The sequence below is a fragment of the Pedobacter folensis genome (assembly GCF_056490665.1).
The window spans coordinates 497,311-517,000 of record NZ_JBWJIF010000001.1 but is presented as its reverse complement, the minus strand read 5'-3'; the positions used below and the strand labels follow the sequence as shown (position 1 = coordinate 517,000).

The following is a 19,690-nucleotide window of genomic DNA, read 5'->3' as shown; positions in this document are numbered from 1 at the left end:
CACAGATAAACACGGATCTTAAACAAGTGTTTAATATCCATTTAGCATTCTCTTAATCTCTACTCTTGGTTTCCCAAAATTGATTAACAGTCCACATCTTTTATTGCAAGCAACCAAATAGTTCATCAGCTGTGCCTGATGAACTTCGTTCAGCTCTTTTATTGCTTTAATTTCGACTATAACTTCATTTTCAACCAACAAGTCCGCAAAGTATTCACCAACAACTTGATCATCATAAAAAACATGTAATGGCTGTTGTTTTATTACACATAAATTGGATTTTAGTATTTCCAGGAACATTGCATTCTCATAAACCTTTTCCAGGAAACCACAACCTAGCGTGTTTGAAACCACGTAAGCAGCTCCAATTATTTTTTCAGTTATAGAATTAAGTTCTTCCACATTAAACTTAATGATCTGTGTTTATCCTTTTTATCTGTGGTCAAAAAAACAGCTATTTACCGAACTTCATTTTCAATTGCTCCAACATATCCGTATTAATCGGCTGTGCAGGTTTTTCTGGCTTAGGTTGAGGCTTTTGCTGATATTGGGGTTTGTTTGCCGATGTATTATTTTGAGGTCTGGGAGTCCTGTTCTCATTTTTCTTGGCATTAAATTTTGCCCACTCCTCATCTAATTTCTTCTTGGTATACAAAGGGAAATCACCCTGTTTCATCCAGGCATAATAGCTGGGCTCTACAGAAAATACCTGAGCGGTGGTTTTGCCCTTGTGTTTTCCAAAGTTAAAACATACCTCATCGTTATCATTGTAAACCAAACGGCCGGCAAAATCTACAGGTTTATTAATATTGGTAAAGATATGCAACGCATCCACATCATTTACAACCGGAATACTTTTTACACCCTGTTTGCTTTCGAACTCGGTTTCCTTGTACATTTCTAACTGTCCAAGTAAAACTTTATAGGTCGCAATTACATCCGCTTCTGCAGCGTGTGCATTAATTAAATCTTCCTGACAATAGAATTTATAAGCCGCTTTTAATGTACGTTGCTCCATTTGGTGGAATATATTCTGTACATCCACAAATTTGCGGTTGCTCATGTCGAAATCAACTTCTGCCCTTAAAAATTCTTCTAAAAGCATTGGAATATCAAATTTATTCGAATTGTATCCCGCCAGATCACTTTCTCCAATAAACTCAGCAATTTCTGCAGCCAAAGTCTTAAAGGTAGGCTCATTTGCAATATCTTCATCATAAATACCATGTATTAACGAAGTTTGCAACGGGATCGGCATTTCTGGATTTACACGCCAGGTTTTAACAAGTTCAGAACCATCTGGCATGGCTTTTAAAATCGCTATTTCAACGATCCTGTCAGCTCCAACATTAACTCCAGTAGCTTCTAAATCAAAAAATGCTAAAGGGCGCTTTAAATTTAATTTCATTTCTTATGATGTGAGATTGGCGACATTAGATTTGAATCGGAATGTCAAATTCTTTTTTTCAAAAGTGCTAAAAAGGTTTCATTAGTTCTGTAAAACAGCTTTATTAATTTATAAATTTAATTGTCAAATTATTTTAGAATGTTAGTTTGTAGGTTTAAATTGCGGCAATTTATATACGCTCAAATGAATAAGACATTAGCCATACTATTCCTCCTCTTTTTATCACTAACCACTCAGGCTCAAAACTTTAACTTTGGAGCCATTACCTACGACGATTACGAATTCGACAGAAAAAAATTAGACAGCAATGCCAATGCTATTGTTTTAAAAGAATTTGGTACGGCATCTATTCAACGCGACGATAATACCGGCAGTTTAGAGTTGATTTTTGAACACCATGTAAAAATCAAAATATATAATAAAGATGGCTTTAAGGAAGCCAATATTGTTATTCCAACCTATAAAGATGAAACTCGCGAAGAAACAATCAGCGAGTTAAAAGCTTCTACCTTCAATTATGTTGACAATAATTTTGTGGAAACGGTTATGGATAAAAAGGCCATTTTCGTCGAAAACAGGTCGAAATATACCAGGCTGACCAAGTTTACGCTTCCAAACCTCAAAGAAGGCTCGATTATCGAATACAGTTATAGGTTAAAATCGCCTAACTTATTTAATTTCAAAACATGGGAGTTTCAAAGCAGCATTCCTAAGGTAATCAGCGAGTATTTGGTTTATATTCCGGGCATTTACAATTACAATGTTTCTTTGCGTGGTTTTCAAAAACTAACTGATCAAAAAGTTGAGCTGAACAAAGAATGTTTAAGGCTTTCGGGTGTAGCGATCGATTGTTCAAAAATCAACTACATGATGAAAAATATTCCGGCATTTATTGAGGAAGATAACATGACGGCGCCTAGTAATTTCAAATCGGCGATTTATTTTGAGCTTTCTGATGTTCAGAATTTAAATGGTGGTAAAACATCTTACACCAAAACCTGGAAAGATGTTGATTATGAGTTATCGTCTTATAAAACTTTGGGCGATCAGATGAAAAGGAAAGATGTTTTTAAAGATCTTATTCCCGAAATCACAAAAGGGAGTACAACTGATCTGGATAAAGCAAAAGCCGTTTATAATTACATCAAAAAACAGATCAAGTGGAATAATTATTATGGGAAATATTCAGAGGATAACATTAAAAAGGCACTAGAAAACAGATCAGGTAATGTGGCAGATGTGAACCTGAGCCTAATTGCTGCACTTTCTGCAGCAGGTTTAGATGCGGAGGCCGTTATCCTTTCTACCCGCGATAACGGTACTGTAAATAAGCTTTATCCGGTAATGAGCGATTTTAATTACCTGGTTGCCAAAGTAAATATTGCCGATAAAAGTTATTTATTAGATGCTACCGAACCACTTCTCCCCTTCGGTTTATTACCGCTCCGGTGCATTAACGACCAGGGAAGGGTAATTAATTTAAAAAAACCATCTTACTGGATCGATTTAAAGGCCAGCCAAAAAACGACTACCAGTTATATCCTGGTGGGAAAAATGACTACCGATGGAAAAATTGTTGGCACTTTAACCACCCATACCATGGGTTATGCTGCATTGGGCAAGCGTAAAGATATTCTTCGGTACAATTCTCCAGATGAGTATGTAGAGAAACTTGATGAAAGGCTAACCAGAATTAAAATCCAGGATCATAAAATCGAGAACCTGGATAGTGTAGAAAATGCTTTAATAGAAAAATACGAGGTCGAGTTTACCATAAACGATGGCACCAATAAAGAGCAGTTCTATTTCAGCCCGTTTTTTATTAATACCATCTCGAAAAATCCCTTTAATTTAAACGAGCGCACCTACCCTGTTGATTTGGGTGCAGCATCTGATGAGCGCGTTATCATTAGCGTAACCTTACCAGCGCAATACCAATTGCTGGAGAAACCAAAAGACATGGCCATAGCTTTGCCCAATGCCGGTGGAAAATATTTATTGCAAACGGGTTTAGATGGAGACACCATTTCGGTAAACCAAATTTTGCAGTTTAACAATGCTATTTATCAGCCAGAAGAATATCTTTTCTTAAAGGAATTCTACAGTAAGATTATCCAGAACCAGAAAACAGAATTTTTATTAAAAAAAGCAAACTAAATGAGGTTTTTATTCACGGTGTGCTTCCTGCTTTTACTTTCGGTTACTGGCTTTGCACAAGATAATTATGATGTAGATTTAATTCCTGCCAATCTGCGCAACCGGGCAAACGCCTGTATCAGAAATGAAGAAACTACCGTTGATATGCGCTCGCCCGACAATGTCATGCTCAATGTTAAAAAAGCCATTACAGTATTTAACCAAAATGGAGAGGATGAAGCACGTTTGGTAATCTATTACGATAAAAACATCTCAATTAAAGGTATCAAAGGAGAAGTTTACAATAGCGTTGGCAAACTTATCAGTAAGTTTTCTCAGAACGATTTTGCTGATATGAGCGCAGCCGATGGCTTCTCGCTGTTTGTTGATAGCCGCATAAAACATTATTTACCATCGGTTAACCAGTATCCTTACACCCTGGTTTATAATTATGAAATTAGAAACAAGCAAAACCTGATTATACCTGACTGGAATCCGAAACCAGCCGATGATGTTTCGGTAGAGAAAAGCACTTATACCTTTATTTGTAAACCAACAGACCAGGTCAGGATAAAAACCCAGAATTATAGTGGAACGCCAGAAGTACTAACAGACGAAAAGCAGAAAAAAACAATCTGGAAAGCCAATAATATCCTGGCTGTTAGAACTGAGCCCTATAGTCCGGCACACGAAACTTACGCAACCAACATCCAGATTGCTCCTCAAGCGTTTTATTATTACAACCATAAAGGCAGTTACACCAACTGGCCAGAGCTAGGCAAATGGATTTATGATGATTTGCTGGCAGATCGCAAAGCCCTGCCGCCTGCCACCATTGAAATGGTAAAGGATCTGGTAAAAAACGAAAAAACAGAGAAAGATAAAGCACGCAAAATTTATCAGTATTTACAGGATAAAACAAGGTATATCAGTGTACAAATTGGCATTGGAGGTTTTCAGCCCATTGCAGCCAGTGAAGTAGACCGTTTAGGATATGGCGACTGTAAAGCTTTAGTAAACTACATGCAAAGCCTGCTTAGTGCGGCAAATATAGATTCTTATTACTGTGTCGTATCGGCCGGTTCTGAAAAGAAAAGCATGGATCCAAAGTATGCCAGCATGGTACAAGGCAATCATATTATCCTGTGTATGCCATTACAGGGTGATACGACCTGGTTAGAGTGCACCAGCCAAAAAATCCCTTTTGGTTTTTTAAGCGATTTTACGGATGACCGGTTAGTGCTAGCCTGTACCCCCGAAGGAGGAAAATTATTGCATACACCAAAACTAACAACCGCTGAGAACCTGCAGGTCCGTAAGGCCGATTTAACCATTCAGTTAGACGGAAGTGTATCGGGCAGGATGAATACCGTTTATGCCGGCTCGCAATATGAAAATCAGGAATCACTGATTGGCAAATCGATAACCGAACAGCATAAATTATTAAAAGAAACTTACAACATCGACAATATCGATTTCGAGGCGGTTTCCTTTGCGCAGAAAAAAGATATATCACCCAAATTAACGGAAGAGATAAGCATTAATATCAGAAATTACGCCCCCGTAAATGGAAATAAAATGTTTTTGCAGCTTAATGCATTTAATCTGAGGAGATCGATTCCCGAAATAAAGAATAGAACCCTGCCCGTTTATATTAACCGTGGTTATACCGATGAAGATACCATAGTTTATACCTTACCAGACAATGTCAATACAGAATTGATTACTGCACAAAACAAAGCATTTAAAAGTCCTTTTGGGGAATATGTATGTAAGGCAAGTTTAGCGGGCAATAAACTGACCTATTACCGGAAATTTATACTAAATGATGGTACGTTCCCTGCAGCGCAGTATAACGAGTTCTCGAAATTTATTAATGATGTAAATTCTGCGGATTATTTAAAGTTAGCCCTTAGCTTAAAAAAATAATTCCAAGACCGATACCAATAATCATAATTAAGTACATCAAAATCTCTGTTGAAGCAAATTTCTTGTATTTGGTCCAGAAAGTGTAATCATTTTCTTCGTTTGGCATTTTAGATTCGTTATGTGACAAAAATAGGGAAATAGATTTAATTATTGGGTTTATATGTGGTAATCTCCCGCGCCATGCCTTTAAAGAGGATAATATGAAATGGCCACATGGCATACCAATATATCCTGCCCCACAAACCTTTAGGCCTAAAGGTAGCGATCTGCGATAAAAATGCTTTTCCATGAAACTCTACCAGTTTCAGTTCGAGCCATGCCTCACCAGGTACTTTCATCTCGGCATATAATAACAATCTTTTACTCTTTCTGTCGGCAAGCAATACACGCCAGAAATCGAGCACATCTCCGGCCTGGAGATCAATATTACTGGTTCTTCCTCTTCTGGTACCTACCCCACCAAACATTTTATCTAAAAAGCCGCGTAAATGCCAGAGCCAGTCCATAAAATACCAGCCTCTATTGCCACCAATGCTCCAGATGTTTTCAAAAACTTCTTCCGCCTTGCGTTCAAAGGGCATTTTAACTTTATACGCTAAGGTTCCATTCTGCGGAACCTTAATCTGATCCATAAAATTCGAATTTAAATAACCACGGTTCAGGGCATCTTTCCAGCTTGAAACAATAGAATTCTGATCGATCTTTTCGAAGGCTAAGTGTAAAGATTCGGAGTAACTTAAACATTTTCGTGGTACAACTTCCTGAATGCGGTGATCTTTACATATTACTTCATTTTTCATACTATCTACCAAACTACGGGCTAACGAATAAGGTACGGGTGTAATCATATTCAACCATAAAGACGATAATCGGGGTGTGAGTACCGGAACCGTAATGATCCATCGTTTTAATCCGCGTTCTTTAGCATAGCCTAAAAGCATTTCGCGATAGGTTAGCACATCAGGACCACCAATATCGAATGTTTGATTAAACGCTTGCTCACGCTGTAAAACACCAAGCAGATAAGCCAATACATCGCGAATACCAATTGGCTGGCAGCGTGTTTCTACCCATTTGGGCGTAATCATGAAGGGAATTTTTTCAGTTAAATCTCTTATAATTTCGAAGGATGCACTTCCTGATCCAATAATAATGGCTGCCCGTAAAATGGTACAGGCTTTACCCGATGATTTAAGTTCTTCTTCCACCGCTAACCTCGACCCCAGGTGTTTAGATAAATGTTCATCATTGGCAATGCCGGTTAAATAAATAATCTGCCTGCAATTGGTTTTGCTGATGGCCGCTGAAAAGTTTTCGGACGAAGCCTTTTCCATATCTGAAAAACCGGTCTGGCTTGAAGACATGGAATGAACCAGGTAATATGCGGCATCAATATCTTTCGGAATTTCGTTTAAACTTTCTGCATCGAGTAAATCGCCTGTGATAATCTTAACCTGATCACTTAAATCAGACTCAGAAATAAACCTGCGCTTATCCCTAACCATACAAACGATTTCGTGCTTTTCTTCTAGTAATAGCGGGAGTAGTCGGGTGCCAATATAACCGTTTGCTCCGGTTAATAAAATTTTCATGCTGTACAGGTTTATTACATAACACTAAATGAAAACGATTGTTAGCAAGATTCATTTCCAAGAAATTAAATTCACATTCTTAAAAGCTATATCCACCTTCCTTAAGTCACAACAATGTAAAACCAATTGTATTTTAAACACTACAAAATGATTTAGGGCAACATTTGAATAAAACAACCGTATAAATAGCTCAATATCAAACTAAACCATACTGAATGAAGAAATACATCCTGGACATTGCTACGATTTTTTTAGTGGGTATGAGCATTGTCGGAACAAGTTGGAAAGCAGTGGAGCTTCCCCACACACAACAAGAAATAGTTAAACATGTCGCTGCAGATAGTTTATACAATCAATACATCTCGAATATTTATCACCAGGTTCATTTAGATTCTGCCGGATTAAGTGAACAGGTTTTCGAAAAGGCCTTGACCGGATTTTATAATTTAAAATATTCTGGTCTATTACACGCCAAATCTATTTTAACCATTGCCGATTTCGATCAGGAAAGCTGTAAAAAACGCTTATACATTATCGATCTTGCAAGCAAAAAACTAATCTTAAATACCTGGGTAGCGCACGGGCAAAACAGTGGTGGCGATAAACCATCCTATTTTTCAAACCAGATCAATTCCAATCAGAGCAGTTTAGGCTTTTATTTAACTGGCGAAATCTATTATGGAAAACATGGCCGTTCGCTAAAACTAGACGGTATGGACCAGGGTTTTAACAGTAATGCACGCGAAAGGTCTATCGTGGTACACGGAGCCAGTTATGTAAGCCAAAAAAGCATTGATCAGTTGGGTAGACTGGGCAGAAGCCAGGGTTGTCCGGCTGTTCCGGCTAAGCTGGCCGATCAGGTGATTAACACCATTTCAGACCGAACGGTGCTGTTTATCAATAATTCAGACCAGCAATACAATTCATCATTTTTAAATGAAACACTGGCTGCAAGTGTTGTTTTAAATCAGGAACAGATTTTAAGCGCTCAAATGGATTAATAGTGCTTAATATTTTTGGCATTTAGGTTTTTAGGTAGGATTCTGGTAAAAATTGATTTATAACTGGCGAGTAAATCCCAAACCCAACGGTTACTGTCTACCCCTTTTTCGCCGCAATCAACAACCTCAGCACGCTTGAGCAGTTTTTTAACCAAAGCCTGGGTCCATTTTATTTGTACCATGCGGTTGAAGGATAAACCCAGGTAATCGCAGTACACGTGTACGAGGATTTCTACAATGAGCGAAGCGTTAGAGATAGCCAGTTTCTTGCCAAAATGCTGTTCATAATCGGCTTTAATGGTATTGGCCATTAGCTCAAATCTGGCATCTGCTTTTCCATCGAGATAAGCCCAAAGTTCTGCATTACTGTACACACGGATTAATTGAGGCTCGAGCCCGACTTTAATTTTATTCCCTTCTAATTCGTAAACTTTATCCATTCATTAAAAATCAAGTGTAGCTGTTAGATCGAGATATTACCGGATTGTTAATCAATTCGATATAAAAATTCCGGATCCAAATGTTGGACAAAGTTATCTGATAATTGTTTGCCAAAACGAGTGTTAAGTACTATTGTGAGTAATTTTTTTAAGCTGTTGCCGATATTTTAATCATCTTTGGGCTTGAAAAGATAAGCCCATTCATGAAGATTGTAATTGCAGAAAAGCCCTCTGTTGGTCGTGAACTTGCTAAAGTTTTCGGAGCAACCACCAGAAAAGATGGATACATTGAAGGTAAAGGATATTCTTTTACCTGGGCATTCGGGCATTTATTACAATTGGCTCCTCCTCAGGATTATGGTTTTATTGGCTGGAGGAAGCAACATTTACCCATGCTTCCGCAAAAGTTTAAACTTGCTGTCAGGAAGATTAAAACAAAAGATGGTTTTGTAGAAGATCCGGCTGTTCGGAAACAATTAGACACCATTAAAAAGCTCTTCGATGAGGCGAGCGAAATCATTGTGGCAACGGATGCCGGGCGTGAGGGTGAATTAATTTTCAGGTATATTTATTATTACCTGAAATGCAAAAAACCTTTCAAACGCCTCTGGATCTCTTCGCAAACTGATGAAGCGATAAAAGATGGATTCAGAAATTTAAAACCCGGAACAGATTACGATACCTTGTTTAATTCGGCTCATTGCCGCTCAGAATCTGATTGGCTGGTGGGAATGAATGCAACACAGGCACTCAGCATTTCAGCAGGCAACAGAACAGTGCTTTCGTTGGGACGGGTACAAACGCCCACCCTGGCCATGATCTGCGCCCGTTTTTTAGAAATCAAAAACTTCGTACCGCAAACCTATTATCAGATCAGTATTTTACTTTCTAAAGATGAGCAGGTTTTTAAGGCCATTTCCACTTCGAATTACAAAGAAAAGGAAGAAGTAGAAAAGTTGTTTGCACTTGTAGAGGATGTGGCTTCTGGTTTTCCAACAGGTGGTAACATTACCGCTGTAGAAGCTAAACCGAGAAAAGAACCACCTCCACTATTGCACGATTTAAGCAGTTTGCAACAGGAAGCCAATAAGAAAAAGGGCTATACTGCCGATCAAACACTTAATATTTTGCAAAACCTGTACGAGAGTAAACTGGTTTCTTATCCCCGTACCGGATCGCGTTATATTGGCGATGATGTTTTTGCCGGCGTTCCAGATTTGATTGCGAAATTTACCGATCATCCCGATTTTGGAAAACAAGCACAATTTCTGCAAAGCATTACTTTAAATAAGCGAAGTGTTAATGCAAAAAAAGTGACCGATCACCACGCTGTTTTACCTACCGGAGAACAGGCTTATGGACTAAGTGCAGATAAACAAGCGGTGTACGATATGGTTGTTGGTCGTATGATTGAGGCTTTTCACCAGGAATGCCTTAAAGAATTAACCAAAATAACCATTCAATCAGGCGTTACTTTTGTAGCCAATGGAACGGTCATCCGCTCTGCGGGCTGGCGGGCGGTATTTAACGACCCCGAAGACGATAAAAAGGATGAAGACAACGCAGCCTTACCGAAGGTTGCCGTTGGAGAACAATTGGCTATAACTGAAAAATCTCTTTTAGAAAAGCAGACCAAACCTAAGCCCATGTACAACGAGGCCTCGCTATTAAAAGCACTCGAAACATGCGGCAAAGAGATCGAAGATGAAGAATTACGCTATGCCATGAAAGATAGTGGCTTAGGTACGCCCGCAACGCGTGCATCCATTATCGAAACCTTAATCACCCGGGAATATATTACAAGGGAAAAGAGAAATCTTGTACCAACCAATAAAGGCCTGGCTGTTTATGAAGTGGTTAAAGATAAACAGATTGCGCAGGCTGAGCTTACCGGACAGTGGGAAAAAAGGTTGGAGGAAATACGTTCCGGCTCATCGGTAAAAGATTTTAAATCAGAAATTACAGAATATACCAAAACCATTACGCACGAGCTGCTCATTGCAGGAGCAAGTATCTCGGGTAAACTGGAAGAAGAAAAGAAACTGGAAAAAGTTTAGCAATAAACGCCTTTAATTACTTTTTCGAGTGAGGAGCCCATATTTTCATCTTTTTGGATAAAACCTACAGCCCCGGCATCTAAATACCCCTGCTCCAGTGTAGTTCGGTCATTTCCGCTAAACATACAGATTTTAATATCCGGCTGGATGGCCAGGATTTCCCTTATGGTATCCGGATTGCTATCACCTTGTGGCATATTAATGTCCAGCAGGAGAAAATCGATCACTTCTTTCCTGAGGTAATTAATGGTATCTGGTAAATCTTTGGTTTCTGAGATATCGGGTGAGATGAGGCATTTGCTAAAAAAACGTCTCATTAAAAGCCTCATCAATTCGCTGTCATCGGCAATAAGAATTTTGATATTTTCAATCATCTAAATGGTAAAGTTAAATTTGAAACCAAGCCATCTAATCTATTATCGGTTTAAACATTCTTAAAGAAGTGCTATCCAGGTTGACAATAACACCGAATTTTACCATTAATGTGAGATGATTAATGTAAAAATAATAATTTTATTTATTATTTTTAATATCATAAGTAACAGTTTTATGGCTAAAGCTCCATAAATTCCCAGGCGCTGTGGTAGGCATCCAGTTGTTCTGCGTATTGAATAAAGTCAGCATAAAAATCAGATTTCGATAAGGTTGAACTATCTCCGATAATTACGAGTTTTTTCCTGGCCCTCGTCATGGCAACATTCATTCTCCTCGTATCTGATAAAAAGCCTATGCTTCCATCGCTGTTACTTCTGGTTAAACTAATATAAACTACATCACGCTCCTGCCCCTGAAAGCTATCAATGGTATTTACTGCAATGTGATTACGATAAGGATTTAAAATTTCATTTTCCTGAACCAGGGCATTTAAAATCTGAACCTGTTGTTTATAAGGCGAAACAATTGCAATGGATGGAAAGCCATCTGTGGCAGGATTAGCAGCTAAATTAGCTACCAGGTGGGTTAAATGTTTGATCAAAAACGCGGCCTCATCAGGATTGGTTGTACTTGTTCCATCTAATTTTTCGTCGAAACTACAACCTGCCGTATCAATAAACTGAATCGGTTGATCGCCGGGAAATAATAAATGACCGGCTACAGAGTGATGGGCTTTTAATTCATTATGATAAAAAACCTGAGCAGAATAACCCATGATATCTTTATTCATCCTGTACTGTTCTTTCAACAACACAACCGACTCTGGATGAAGCTTTACCGTTTTCTCTAATAAGGTATTACTTAAGCCATTTCTGGCTGCTTCATTTGATTTTATGGTTGGTGAAAGCTGAAAATGATCGCCAGCCAATACGACTTTCTGCGCCTTTAAAATTGGTATCCAGCAAGCTGGTTCTAAAGCCTGGCCAGCCTCATCAATTACTATGGTATTATACTTTAAATTCCGAACGGTATAGTGGTTTGCGCCGACCAGTGTGGCCGTAATAATCTGTGCTTTAGTAAACAGATTATCCATGATGTATTGCTCGGTTTTTTCTACTTCTTTTCCAATTTTATGGGCTTCATCAAACAATGCCTTACGCTGGTCGCGTTCTGCTTTACCAAAACTGCGTTTGTATTTATGGGCCATGTTTTTATACTCACTGGCTTGTTTTTTTAAAGCCTTGATTGTTTTCATCTCCGGATGATCGGCCATTTGATGATCAAGAGTAGCGGCAAGCAACCTTTCTGAAACCCTTGCCGGATTACCCACACGGATTACTTTTAAGCCTTCAGCAGCTAACTTTTCGGTAAGTAAATCAACAGCAGTATTACTTGGTGCGACCACCAGGATTTTCTGATCGCTGTGTTTAGCCAACGATTTTATGGCATGCACGAGCGTTGTGGTTTTTCCGGTACCCGGCGGACCATGAACCACAGCCAAATGATCGGCTGCAATAATTTTATTGACCGCTAATTGCTGTGAATCGTTTAGTGTATTTGGGATAATAAATTTCTCTTCTCCCTGAAATGATGGTTTTTCTCCTTTCGTTAAAATACGGATCAGTTTATTTTCTGATTCATTTTCTGCTAAATGCGTAGCCTGTTTAAGCGCACTCTGCATTTCATCGTAACTATTATTATCAAAAAGTAAGTCTACACCGAGTTTGCCATCTCTTGTCCAGTCTGGCAATTCATCCACCCGGAAACTGATTTTCATCCGGCTACCGCTTTGATGCGTAATAATCCCTTCTAAACGGTCTTCTTTGGCATCGTGATTGGAAAACAATACCACAGCAGAACCAAAACGGAACTGATGAGAAAAATCCTGATGCGTAGTTCTTTCCAGCTCTACGGTTAAGTAATCACCACGACCTATTTCGGTATTCCTGATGGCAATGGGGTACCAGGTTAAACCCAGGGCCCTCCTATCGACTGCCGAAGTATTTTCAGTAAGTTTTAAATACGATTGTAAATCTTCATTGCGCTCGGTATCGAGCAAATCCTGAAGTTTTTTGAAATATTCTTTTGGCAAGGCTAGATGGGTTAATTGTTTAAATTGGTTAATCGGTTAATTGCTGGAAGTTAAATTGATTGACTCTTCTATTGAGTAAATCAAACGCTTAACGCCACGCGTATCGCGCTATAAAACCAGCTCCTGATGCAACCTTAACAAAGTCGCTTCGGCATCATCACAAAAGCCAGGGTGCACTTTCGAGCATTGCACTACCGTACTTCTGGTTGCGGTAAGCCACCTGAAACGAGAGGCCTGATCGTATAAACCAATGGGACCTGATCCTTTTGCTGCTGTACTTATTCTTTCAAAAGCGCACAAGTTCTCTTTCAGCTCTTCTAAATCTACATCAGCAGAAAAAGCCATTATTCTTTTCTCATCCAGTGCAAAAATGCTCTTTAAAAATTTTTGCCTGGCACAAAACAAAATAATACCCACATTAATAAATTCTTCCCGTTCTACCCTGGGCATTACGCGAATCACAGCGTACTCAAATAAGAATTTCCCTTGCATGCTGTGCTTCTTTTAAAAATATAGTTGAATGAGATAATCTGGTCGTAAGGAAATGCGTATAGGCATTGCGGTGCGCTGCTTTACTTTCGAAATTCGTTTCACCTTCCAGCCAGTCGTCGGGAATTAAATCAATTACCGCTTTTATCTTTTCGGGACTAAGTAGTTTAGTAAACGCTTCATTTACAAGCTCCAGTTCAGTGGCCCATGGTAATAAGACATGGTCTTTGACCAAAAAGAATGGTTTAATGGCCTGTTCTTCCCAATTTTGCCATGAATGATGAAAATATAAGGCAGCACCATGATCGATTAACCAAAGTTCCTTATGCCACAGCAACATATTGGTATTTCTGCAGGTACGGTCCATGTTGGTTAAAAAACAATCAAGCCATACAATTTGCGAGGCTAGTTTAGCATCAACTGTAGTTACGGTTGGATCGAATGTTATCGCACCAGATAAATAGTGTAAGGCCAAGTTTAAGCCCACACTGGCTTTTAGCAAATCCTGGATTTCTTCATCGGGTTCTGTTCTTCCAAAAGCTTCATCTAAATTGGCAAAAACCAATTCAGGTACACGTAAACCCAAATAGCGGGCTATTTCACCACCAATGAGCTCAGCAATTAAAGCACGGGTACCTTGTCCTGCACCTCTAAATTTCAGTACATATAAAAAGTTATCGTCAGCTTCAGCAATGGCGGGCATAGAGCCACCCTCGCGTAAAGGCGTAACATATCTGGTTACATTTACCGTTCTAAGTTGTAAATCGTTCATATCTGCAGATAGAAGGGCCGTTTATTTTATTTAGGCACAATTCTAAACTTGCTGCAAATTTAGCAGAATTCCAACAATAAGTTGGTCAAAGTTTAGTCGTAAAGATTCTAATGGAGGTCAACACGTTAGTGTCTCCGCTAGCTGTTTTTATTTTGCCATGGAAGCACAGCGCGCACGGAAAATCTCTCGCATAAATGCACTCCCTATTAAACCTCAAATAGCAGCACTACCTCAGATTGAATAACCTGATCATCCCGAATTTTCTTTAGCATAAAGTGAAGTGCAGAACTTCCTGAACCGATAATAACCGGAACCTGTTTTCCGAATCATCGTCAGAAGTCTATATTCCATAGCCGATCAACGATTACAGAAATGGCATTATGTTAATGCATTTTTTAACCTAACTAATCGTGCCCCAGATAAGCATTTCCGGCGGGCGTCATAGCCGATGACCATTGTACCGATTCACGGTTAATTTTAATCAGCCCCATGCTTTCTAATTCTTCGTACTCTTCTTCCATCCCACCTAAAACCGAAGAACTCACCTGTTGATTGATTACCTCAAGTAGAGATATGATTTCTGATCTTTCCATAAAATAAATAATTAGATAATGATTAACATAAATATAATCAAAATGTTTATCGCTTAGGTAAACATTTTCAAGGGTTTAAGGTTGTATTTATACCCCGATTTGATTATTATGGAAACACATATCTATTACCTCTTTATTATGGCCATACCAGTAGCTTGCATAGCCTGGACAGTTACCAAGGAAGAAATTTTTAAAGAGGCGCGTGAATTCTGTGTAAACCGCTCTAAAAACTGCAACCAACTGGCGAAAAGAAAGTTTTTTTATGTATTTACATGTGAATACTGTTTTAGTCATTATGTAACCATAATCCTGCTTTTGATTACAAAATTCACTTTAATTTATCCTGATTGGCGGGGTTACATTATTTCCTTCTTTTCGATAGTATGGGTTGCAAACGTTTATATGAGCCTGTACAACCTCATCCGTATCGATCTGAAAAAGGAAAAGATTAAAGTTCAGAAAGAAGAATCAGCACTCAAAAATGAGTGAAACCATTTGTAAGTGTAGCTGTTTTTAAGGTATAACCTGATATTATGCCATCGTCAGTGATCAAATATTTTAGTTATGATGCGGCTACAGCAACATTGAAAATCCTCTTTGTAACCGATATGATTTATCTGTATCAAAATGTTCCTGAACGCGTTTATAAAATGTTAAAGGCTTCGGGATCGAAAGGGAGATATTTTAACAGGCACATTAAAGATAAATTTGAATTTCAGAAACTCGGGGAAGAATAATATCACAGCGATATGGCCAGAACGATAAAAAAAGAGGCGCTTAAAACAGGTCGACAAAATACAACCAGATGAAATATCAAAAACAAATTGACTTAGAGAAAAAAAATATTTTCCGGCATTTATTTCGTCCAAACTTATAAATAGCTAGATATTAATGCCTTAATTTACAGGCCGACACCAATCCAAACTGCGAACTATAATCTTAAAGTAAAAGAAATGTTAAACGTTTAGGAATTTTGCAAACTAGTCCTATATTTGTCCTCGAGAGCGTTAATTTAGATACGGGTATATGGCTTAGGCTGTATGCCCGTTTTTTGTTTTAGCCGTTGATGCGTGTGTGACCACTTTATCTAAACAGATCCTTAACCATGGCGTGTAAGCGCCCGGATTAACGGCAATATCTTGTGCCAAAGCCTCTAAATCCATATACTTAAAAGTTTCTACTTCATCGCGGTTTATCACTGGCAATTCATCACTCATGCCAAAAAAAACATGGTCTACCTCATGTTCCGTTAAGCCATCTTCAAATAGGGCCTTGTAGGTAAATTTAAACAGGTAATTCAATTCGCAATCCATTCCCATTTCTTCCATCAACCTTCTTCTTGCTGCATGGATATTACTTTCTCCAATCCGCGGATGGCTGCAGCAGGTATTCGTCCATAAACCTGCAGAATGGTATTTACTCATTGCCCTTTGTTGCAGCAACAGTTCGCGTTTAGAATTAAAAATAAAAACAGAAAAGGCACGGTGTAATATGCCTTTTTCGTGTGCTTCCATTTTATCCATCTGCCCTTTCGGCACATCCTCCTCATCAACCAGAATAACTTGCTCTTCCATTTAAATTACATTTAACTTATTACGAATAATCGAATCAAACATCAAACCAACTTTATGTGTGTTCGAAATCCTGATCCTTTCAGTCATAATTTTTTCAGCACTTAAACGCTTTATCTTCGCGAATAATTTTTTGTAATAGATATAGGACAAATATACGCCATTTCTGGAAGCTGTGGGCAACAGCTTAATACCGGTTAACGCAATTGCAAATTCTGCTTCAATTTCTTCTTCAATTTGTTTTTTTTGATGATCACAGAAAAGGGCTAAATTAACGTTAGGGAAATAATTCCGGCTAAGTGTTTGATGATCAGCCTTAACATCCCTCAAAAAATTAACCTTTTGGAATGCGGAACCCAATTTCATGGCATAAGGTTTCAACTGTTCGTAATCTGCACTGCTACCATGGGTAAAAACCTTTAAACACATCAAGCCTACCACTTCTGCAGAGCCGAGGATATATTCGTTGTAAAGATCAGGAGTATATTTTAGTGTCGAAAGATCCATCTCCATACTCTTAAGAAAAAGAACAATCAGTTCCTGATCTATCTGGTATTGATTGACAACCTTTTGAAATGAATTTAAGATGGGGTTTAAACTAATGCCCAGGTTGAGGGCTTCGAAAGTATCGAGTTTAAATTTATCTAATAAAAATTTCTTGTCATAATGATGGAAACTATCTACAATTTCATCAGCTAAACGTACAAACCCGTAAATAGCGTGTATGGGTTGGCGCAGTTCTTTACCTAGAAAATAAATACCATAAGAAAAACTGGTACTATATAACTTAGTGGTAAGCCGGCTACAATCGGCAGATAGTTGATCAAAAATTTCTTTCATGTAAAACGGGATATTGTATTGTTTTTTCAAATTCATCGAGTGTTTTAAACCAGTTGATGTGATCGATATTCTTGAGTTTACCGATAACCTGACTGTTTCCTGCAAGATGGATTTTAGTGGATAAGCATATTTCAGACAATTGATCTATATATTTTTGAGCCGCAGGCGCTAATCTGGATTTTATCATAAAAAGCAACACATGACCTACATTTAAGGTAGAAAATACGCGCTTGATCGAATCCAACGGAACTTTACTACCTAAAAAAATAACCTGATGGTGATGCAGCCTCAGCATATAACTGGCAAAAAGCAGCCCGATATCATGATCTTCGTCTTCCGGTAAAAAAAGAAGCCAGCTTTCACCGGAATGCCTTGTTAAGGGAAGATTATTGATATGGCTAAATATTTTTTGACGGATAATATTGGATAAAAAATGCTCGTGAGCAGGGCAAATATCATCTTTTTGCCACATTAATCCCAACCGCACCAGCAATGGATACATAATTTTCCGGTAGCAGCCTGAAAGTCCTAACTGATCAATGCCTTGATCTATTAATTGATTAAAGGCGCGCTCATCAAAGGCTAAACCATGACTGATCAGCTGAGAAACATAATGATCGGCCTGCTCATCATCAGCTGAATAGGAAAACTGTTGATCGATAAGTTGATCCATCTCCGCATCAGAGAGACTGCAGATTTTAGAAATTTTTAAGCCGCTTTTATTTAAACTAACGATGTTTAATAGCTTTCTGAGCTGTTTATCATCATAAAAACGTGTATTGCCCTGAGATCGCATCGGACTCAGCGCATTGTATCGTTGCTCCCAGATCCTGATGGTATGAGAATGAATGCCCGAAAGCTGTTCAAGATCTGAAATGGAGTAATTCATTATTTTGTTTAAATATATTCAATAAAATCTAAACAAAAAGAAAATGAAAAAGTTTTTTTCACTAAATACCCTAAATGCATTGCCTGCTATTCCTATTGGAATTGCGCATAGATCAAAAAATACTTACTATTAAACCTGGTAAATTTAATTATAGATCAGCCGCATAAAGCAATCAGTTAAAATGCTTTTTCGGTAAGTAATACTCCCCTTTCCCCGTTACCTGTTTCTATGGTATGTACGTGTTTGTACGAATGGCTGAAGAAATCGTAACCATGCTCCCTTTGTTTAATCGCCACCGTACTTAGCGGGTAATTTAAGTTAGTTTGCATGCATTGCAAACTGCCGTTGGCCAGCAGCAGAAAATCGCAGTCGTAACCCTGCTCCTGCAGCTCAATAACCTTTTTAGTTATAGACACGTTTAATCTATTGGTGGTGCGAATTCTATTTTTCATGGGATATTGTTTTAGATAATTAGGGATGATTATTTTGGTTAATAAATATATCCATTAATAACTACGTTTCAAAATACAATATATTGTTATACAAGCAATTAAATCAATTTGTTTTATTCATTTTATAAAAAGTGCCGTCATGGGATTTTATAGACTTTAATTCTTGCAGGAAAAAACATATACGTATCATATTTACTACAAAAACCAACTAAACATGATTACAGGTCCAAAATAATTTCTTTATTTAAAACGCAAGCTATAATTTCGCTTAACCTTAAAACACACCTAATGAAATTAACATGTATCGTAATTGATGACGACATTCACGCCGTCAACGGTATAAAATCATACATCAATAATCTCACAAATATTCATTTAATAAAATCGTATACAGATCCGTTACAGGCATTAAATGAAATTACGGCAGGAGATCGTGTTGACATTGTTTTTATAGATGTTGATATGCCTATGATTTCGGGATTAGAATTATCAAAAGCCATCAGACATAAAACAGATAAATTAATATTTACTACCTCGCATTCCAAATATGCTTATGAAGCTTTTGAAATGAATGCAAGCGCTTATTTATTAAAACCCTATACCTTTGCCCGTTTTGCGGAAACCATCAACAGGTTATTTCCCCTCAGTCCCAGTTTACCAAATGTTAATATTAAGCAAGAGGATGACTATTTCTTTGTAAGGAATAAAAATGAAAAGAACAATTTGATTAAGGTAAGGTATACCGATATCGTGGCGATAGAAAGTCTGCAAAACTATGTCCGGATTTTTACCTTAAACGAAACGATTGTATCCTACATTGCATTATCAGAGATAAAAATCATTTTAAAAGATTATCAGAATTTTGCCCAGGCACACCGCTCGTTTATTATCGCTAAAAACTACATTGAGAAAGTAGAAGGTCATACCTTAAAAATGATTAACGACCTCACCATCAACATTGGAAATAGTTACCGTGAGAGCATACAGGACTACATCAAAGAGAAAACGATTAAAACTAACCGATCGTAAACTAATTTTTTAGTATTTTCGTTAT

General features: G+C 38.0%; 21 protein-coding genes. 7 read left to right on the top strand and 14 right to left on the bottom strand.

Going from position 1 to position 19,690, the window contains the following annotated elements:
- Nucleotides 1–30: 30 nt before the first annotated feature.
- Entirely contained in the window at nucleotides 31–402 is a 372-nt protein-coding gene (locus tag AC04QZ_RS01960) for a GxxExxY protein (RefSeq protein ID WP_478356357.1), read from the bottom strand.
- Nucleotides 403–454: 52 nt separating this feature from the next.
- Entirely contained in the window at nucleotides 455–1,408 is a 954-nt protein-coding gene (locus AC04QZ_RS01955; protein WP_478356355.1) for an exonuclease domain-containing protein, read from the bottom strand.
- Nucleotides 1,409–1,591: 183 nt separating this feature from the next.
- On the opposite strand from AC04QZ_RS01955, the gene AC04QZ_RS01950 reads away from it, so the two are divergent.
- Both AC04QZ_RS01950 and AC04QZ_RS01945 read left to right on the top strand, forming a co-directional pair.
- Nucleotides 1,592–3,565: a transglutaminase family protein gene (locus AC04QZ_RS01950; RefSeq protein WP_478356354.1), complete on the top strand. Its 1,974-nt coding sequence runs from the start codon at nucleotides 1,592–1,594 to the stop codon at nucleotides 3,563–3,565.
- Nucleotides 3,566–5,473 (top strand): DUF3857 domain-containing transglutaminase family protein, encoded by a 1,908-nt coding sequence (locus tag AC04QZ_RS01945; RefSeq protein ID WP_478356353.1) that lies wholly within the window; start codon nucleotides 3,566–3,568, stop codon nucleotides 5,471–5,473. It abuts the gene before it with no gap.
- On the opposite strand, the gene AC04QZ_RS01940 is transcribed toward AC04QZ_RS01945, so the two are convergent.
- Both AC04QZ_RS01940 and AC04QZ_RS01935 read right to left on the bottom strand, forming a co-directional pair.
- Nucleotides 5,457–5,579 carry a hypothetical protein gene (locus AC04QZ_RS01940; RefSeq protein ID WP_478356352.1) on the bottom strand — a complete coding sequence of 41 codons (123 nt, stop codon included), beginning with the start codon at nucleotides 5,577–5,579 and terminating at the stop codon, nucleotides 5,457–5,459. The two genes, AC04QZ_RS01945 and AC04QZ_RS01940, sit on opposite strands and share 17 nt — an antisense overlap.
- Nucleotides 5,580–5,616: 37 nt before the next feature.
- Nucleotides 5,617–7,065, bottom strand: a complete 1,449-nt coding sequence (locus AC04QZ_RS01935; RefSeq protein WP_478356351.1) for an SDR family oxidoreductase — start codon at nucleotides 7,063–7,065, stop codon at nucleotides 5,617–5,619.
- 215 nt (nucleotides 7,066–7,280) lie between these two features.
- Between AC04QZ_RS01935 and AC04QZ_RS01930 the strand changes: the two genes are divergently transcribed.
- Nucleotides 7,281–8,066 (top strand): murein L,D-transpeptidase catalytic domain family protein, encoded by a 786-nt coding sequence (locus AC04QZ_RS01930; RefSeq protein WP_478356350.1) that lies wholly within the window; start codon nucleotides 7,281–7,283, stop codon nucleotides 8,064–8,066.
- Here the strand turns inward: AC04QZ_RS01930 and AC04QZ_RS01925 are convergent.
- Nucleotides 8,063–8,506 carry a hypothetical protein gene (locus AC04QZ_RS01925; protein WP_478356349.1) on the bottom strand — a complete coding sequence of 148 codons (444 nt, stop codon included), beginning with the start codon at nucleotides 8,504–8,506 and terminating at the stop codon, nucleotides 8,063–8,065. The genes AC04QZ_RS01930 and AC04QZ_RS01925 overlap by 4 nt on opposite strands.
- A 203-nt stretch (nucleotides 8,507–8,709) precedes the next feature.
- Here AC04QZ_RS01925 and AC04QZ_RS01920 point away from each other — a divergent pair, with 203 nt between their 5' ends.
- Complete coding sequence (locus AC04QZ_RS01920) at nucleotides 8,710–10,563, top strand: DNA topoisomerase 3 (protein ID WP_478356348.1); 1,854 nt, start codon at nucleotides 8,710–8,712, stop codon at nucleotides 10,561–10,563.
- Here AC04QZ_RS01920 and AC04QZ_RS01915 read toward each other — a convergent pair.
- The 5 genes from AC04QZ_RS01915 to AC04QZ_RS01895 form a co-directional block, all read right to left on the bottom strand.
- The gene (locus AC04QZ_RS01915; RefSeq protein WP_086545969.1) at nucleotides 10,560–10,937 is read right to left on the bottom strand and encodes a response regulator; all 378 of its coding nucleotides are present in this window, start codon (nucleotides 10,935–10,937) and stop codon (nucleotides 10,560–10,562) included. The genes AC04QZ_RS01920 and AC04QZ_RS01915 overlap by 4 nt on opposite strands.
- A 179-nt stretch (nucleotides 10,938–11,116) precedes the next feature.
- On the bottom strand, nucleotides 11,117–13,030 hold the full coding sequence (locus AC04QZ_RS01910; RefSeq protein WP_478356347.1) for an AAA domain-containing protein: 1,914 nt from the start codon (nucleotides 13,028–13,030) through the stop codon (nucleotides 11,117–11,119).
- 108 nt (nucleotides 13,031–13,138) lie between these two features.
- Nucleotides 13,139–13,522, bottom strand: coding sequence for a DUF3037 domain-containing protein (locus AC04QZ_RS01905; RefSeq protein ID WP_478356346.1), 384 nt, complete (start codon nucleotides 13,520–13,522; stop codon nucleotides 13,139–13,141).
- Entirely contained in the window at nucleotides 13,500–14,291 is a 792-nt protein-coding gene (locus AC04QZ_RS01900) for a HipA family kinase (protein ID WP_086549298.1), read from the bottom strand. The genes AC04QZ_RS01905 and AC04QZ_RS01900 overlap by 23 nt, the downstream gene beginning before the upstream one ends.
- A 404-nt stretch (nucleotides 14,292–14,695) precedes the next feature.
- Nucleotides 14,696–14,884 (bottom strand): hypothetical protein, encoded by a 189-nt coding sequence (locus AC04QZ_RS01895; RefSeq protein WP_057934571.1) that lies wholly within the window; start codon nucleotides 14,882–14,884, stop codon nucleotides 14,696–14,698.
- 108 nt (nucleotides 14,885–14,992) lie between these two features.
- Here AC04QZ_RS01895 and AC04QZ_RS01890 point away from each other — a divergent pair, with 108 nt between their 5' ends.
- Together AC04QZ_RS01890 and AC04QZ_RS01885 are read left to right on the top strand one after the other, a co-directional pair.
- Nucleotides 14,993–15,373 carry a hypothetical protein gene (locus AC04QZ_RS01890; RefSeq protein ID WP_086545965.1) on the top strand — a complete coding sequence of 127 codons (381 nt, stop codon included), beginning with the start codon at nucleotides 14,993–14,995 and terminating at the stop codon, nucleotides 15,371–15,373.
- Between the two features lie 44 nt (nucleotides 15,374–15,417).
- Nucleotides 15,418–15,621, top strand: coding sequence for a KTSC domain-containing protein (locus AC04QZ_RS01885; protein WP_086545964.1), 204 nt, complete (start codon nucleotides 15,418–15,420; stop codon nucleotides 15,619–15,621).
- Nucleotides 15,622–15,915: 294 nt separating this feature from the next.
- Here the strand turns inward: AC04QZ_RS01885 and idi are convergent, their stop codons facing one another.
- The 4 genes from idi to AC04QZ_RS01865 all read right to left on the bottom strand — a co-directional run bounded on the left by idi (nucleotide 15,916) and on the right by AC04QZ_RS01865 (nucleotide 18,636).
- On the bottom strand, nucleotides 15,916–16,458 hold the full coding sequence (idi, locus tag AC04QZ_RS01880) for an isopentenyl-diphosphate Delta-isomerase (protein ID WP_478356345.1): 543 nt from the start codon (nucleotides 16,456–16,458) through the stop codon (nucleotides 15,916–15,918).
- On the bottom strand, nucleotides 16,459–17,295 hold the full coding sequence (locus AC04QZ_RS01875; RefSeq protein ID WP_478356344.1) for a phytoene/squalene synthase family protein: 837 nt from the start codon (nucleotides 17,293–17,295) through the stop codon (nucleotides 16,459–16,461).
- Nucleotides 17,279–18,184, bottom strand: a complete 906-nt coding sequence (locus tag AC04QZ_RS01870; RefSeq protein WP_478356343.1) for a MerR family transcriptional regulator — start codon at nucleotides 18,182–18,184, stop codon at nucleotides 17,279–17,281. Before AC04QZ_RS01870 ends, AC04QZ_RS01875 begins: the two co-directional genes overlap by 17 nt.
- A 176-nt stretch (nucleotides 18,185–18,360) precedes the next feature.
- On the bottom strand, nucleotides 18,361–18,636 hold the full coding sequence (locus tag AC04QZ_RS01865; protein ID WP_086545960.1) for a hypothetical protein: 276 nt from the start codon (nucleotides 18,634–18,636) through the stop codon (nucleotides 18,361–18,363).
- Nucleotides 18,637–18,924: 288 nt separating this feature from the next.
- Here AC04QZ_RS01865 and AC04QZ_RS01860 point away from each other — a divergent pair, with 288 nt between their 5' ends.
- Nucleotides 18,925–19,665 (top strand): LytR/AlgR family response regulator transcription factor, encoded by a 741-nt coding sequence (locus AC04QZ_RS01860; RefSeq protein ID WP_086545959.1) that lies wholly within the window; start codon nucleotides 18,925–18,927, stop codon nucleotides 19,663–19,665.
- Nucleotides 19,666–19,690 lie beyond the last annotated feature (25 nt).

Bases quoted from the DNA above. Each gene is read 5' to 3' on its own strand.
- AC04QZ_RS01955 (WP_478356355.1), bottom strand. From the start codon at position 1,408: ATGAAATTAAATTTAAAGCGCCCTTTAGCATTTTTTGATTTAGAAGCT.
- AC04QZ_RS01950 (WP_478356354.1), top strand. From the start codon at position 1,592: ATGAATAAGACATTAGCCATACTATTCCTCCTCTTTTTATCACTAACC.
- AC04QZ_RS01945 (WP_478356353.1), top strand. From the start codon at position 3,566: ATGAGGTTTTTATTCACGGTGTGCTTCCTGCTTTTACTTTCGGTTACT.
- AC04QZ_RS01940 (WP_478356352.1), bottom strand. From the start codon at position 5,579: ATGCCAAACGAAGAAAATGATTACACTTTCTGGACCAAATACAAGAAA.
- AC04QZ_RS01935 (WP_478356351.1), bottom strand. From the start codon at position 7,065: ATGAAAATTTTATTAACCGGAGCAAACGGTTATATTGGCACCCGACTA.
- AC04QZ_RS01930 (WP_478356350.1), top strand. From the start codon at position 7,281: ATGAAGAAATACATCCTGGACATTGCTACGATTTTTTTAGTGGGTATG.
- AC04QZ_RS01925 (WP_478356349.1), bottom strand. From the start codon at position 8,506: ATGGATAAAGTTTACGAATTAGAAGGGAATAAAATTAAAGTCGGGCTC.
- AC04QZ_RS01920 (WP_478356348.1), top strand. From the start codon at position 8,710: ATGAAGATTGTAATTGCAGAAAAGCCCTCTGTTGGTCGTGAACTTGCT.
- AC04QZ_RS01915 (WP_086545969.1), bottom strand. From the start codon at position 10,937: ATGATTGAAAATATCAAAATTCTTATTGCCGATGACAGCGAATTGATG.
- AC04QZ_RS01905 (WP_478356346.1), bottom strand. From the start codon at position 13,522: ATGCAAGGGAAATTCTTATTTGAGTACGCTGTGATTCGCGTAATGCCC.
- AC04QZ_RS01900 (WP_086549298.1), bottom strand. From the start codon at position 14,291: ATGAACGATTTACAACTTAGAACGGTAAATGTAACCAGATATGTTACG.
- AC04QZ_RS01895 (WP_057934571.1), bottom strand. From the start codon at position 14,884: ATGGAAAGATCAGAAATCATATCTCTACTTGAGGTAATCAATCAACAG.
- AC04QZ_RS01890 (WP_086545965.1), top strand. From the start codon at position 14,993: ATGGAAACACATATCTATTACCTCTTTATTATGGCCATACCAGTAGCT.
- AC04QZ_RS01885 (WP_086545964.1), top strand. From the start codon at position 15,418: ATGCCATCGTCAGTGATCAAATATTTTAGTTATGATGCGGCTACAGCA.
- idi (WP_478356345.1), bottom strand. From the start codon at position 16,458: ATGGAAGAGCAAGTTATTCTGGTTGATGAGGAGGATGTGCCGAAAGGG.
- AC04QZ_RS01875 (WP_478356344.1), bottom strand. From the start codon at position 17,295: ATGAAAGAAATTTTTGATCAACTATCTGCCGATTGTAGCCGGCTTACC.
- AC04QZ_RS01870 (WP_478356343.1), bottom strand. From the start codon at position 18,184: ATGAATTACTCCATTTCAGATCTTGAACAGCTTTCGGGCATTCATTCT.
- AC04QZ_RS01865 (WP_086545960.1), bottom strand. From the start codon at position 18,636: ATGAAAAATAGAATTCGCACCACCAATAGATTAAACGTGTCTATAACT.
- AC04QZ_RS01860 (WP_086545959.1), top strand. From the start codon at position 18,925: ATGAAATTAACATGTATCGTAATTGATGACGACATTCACGCCGTCAAC.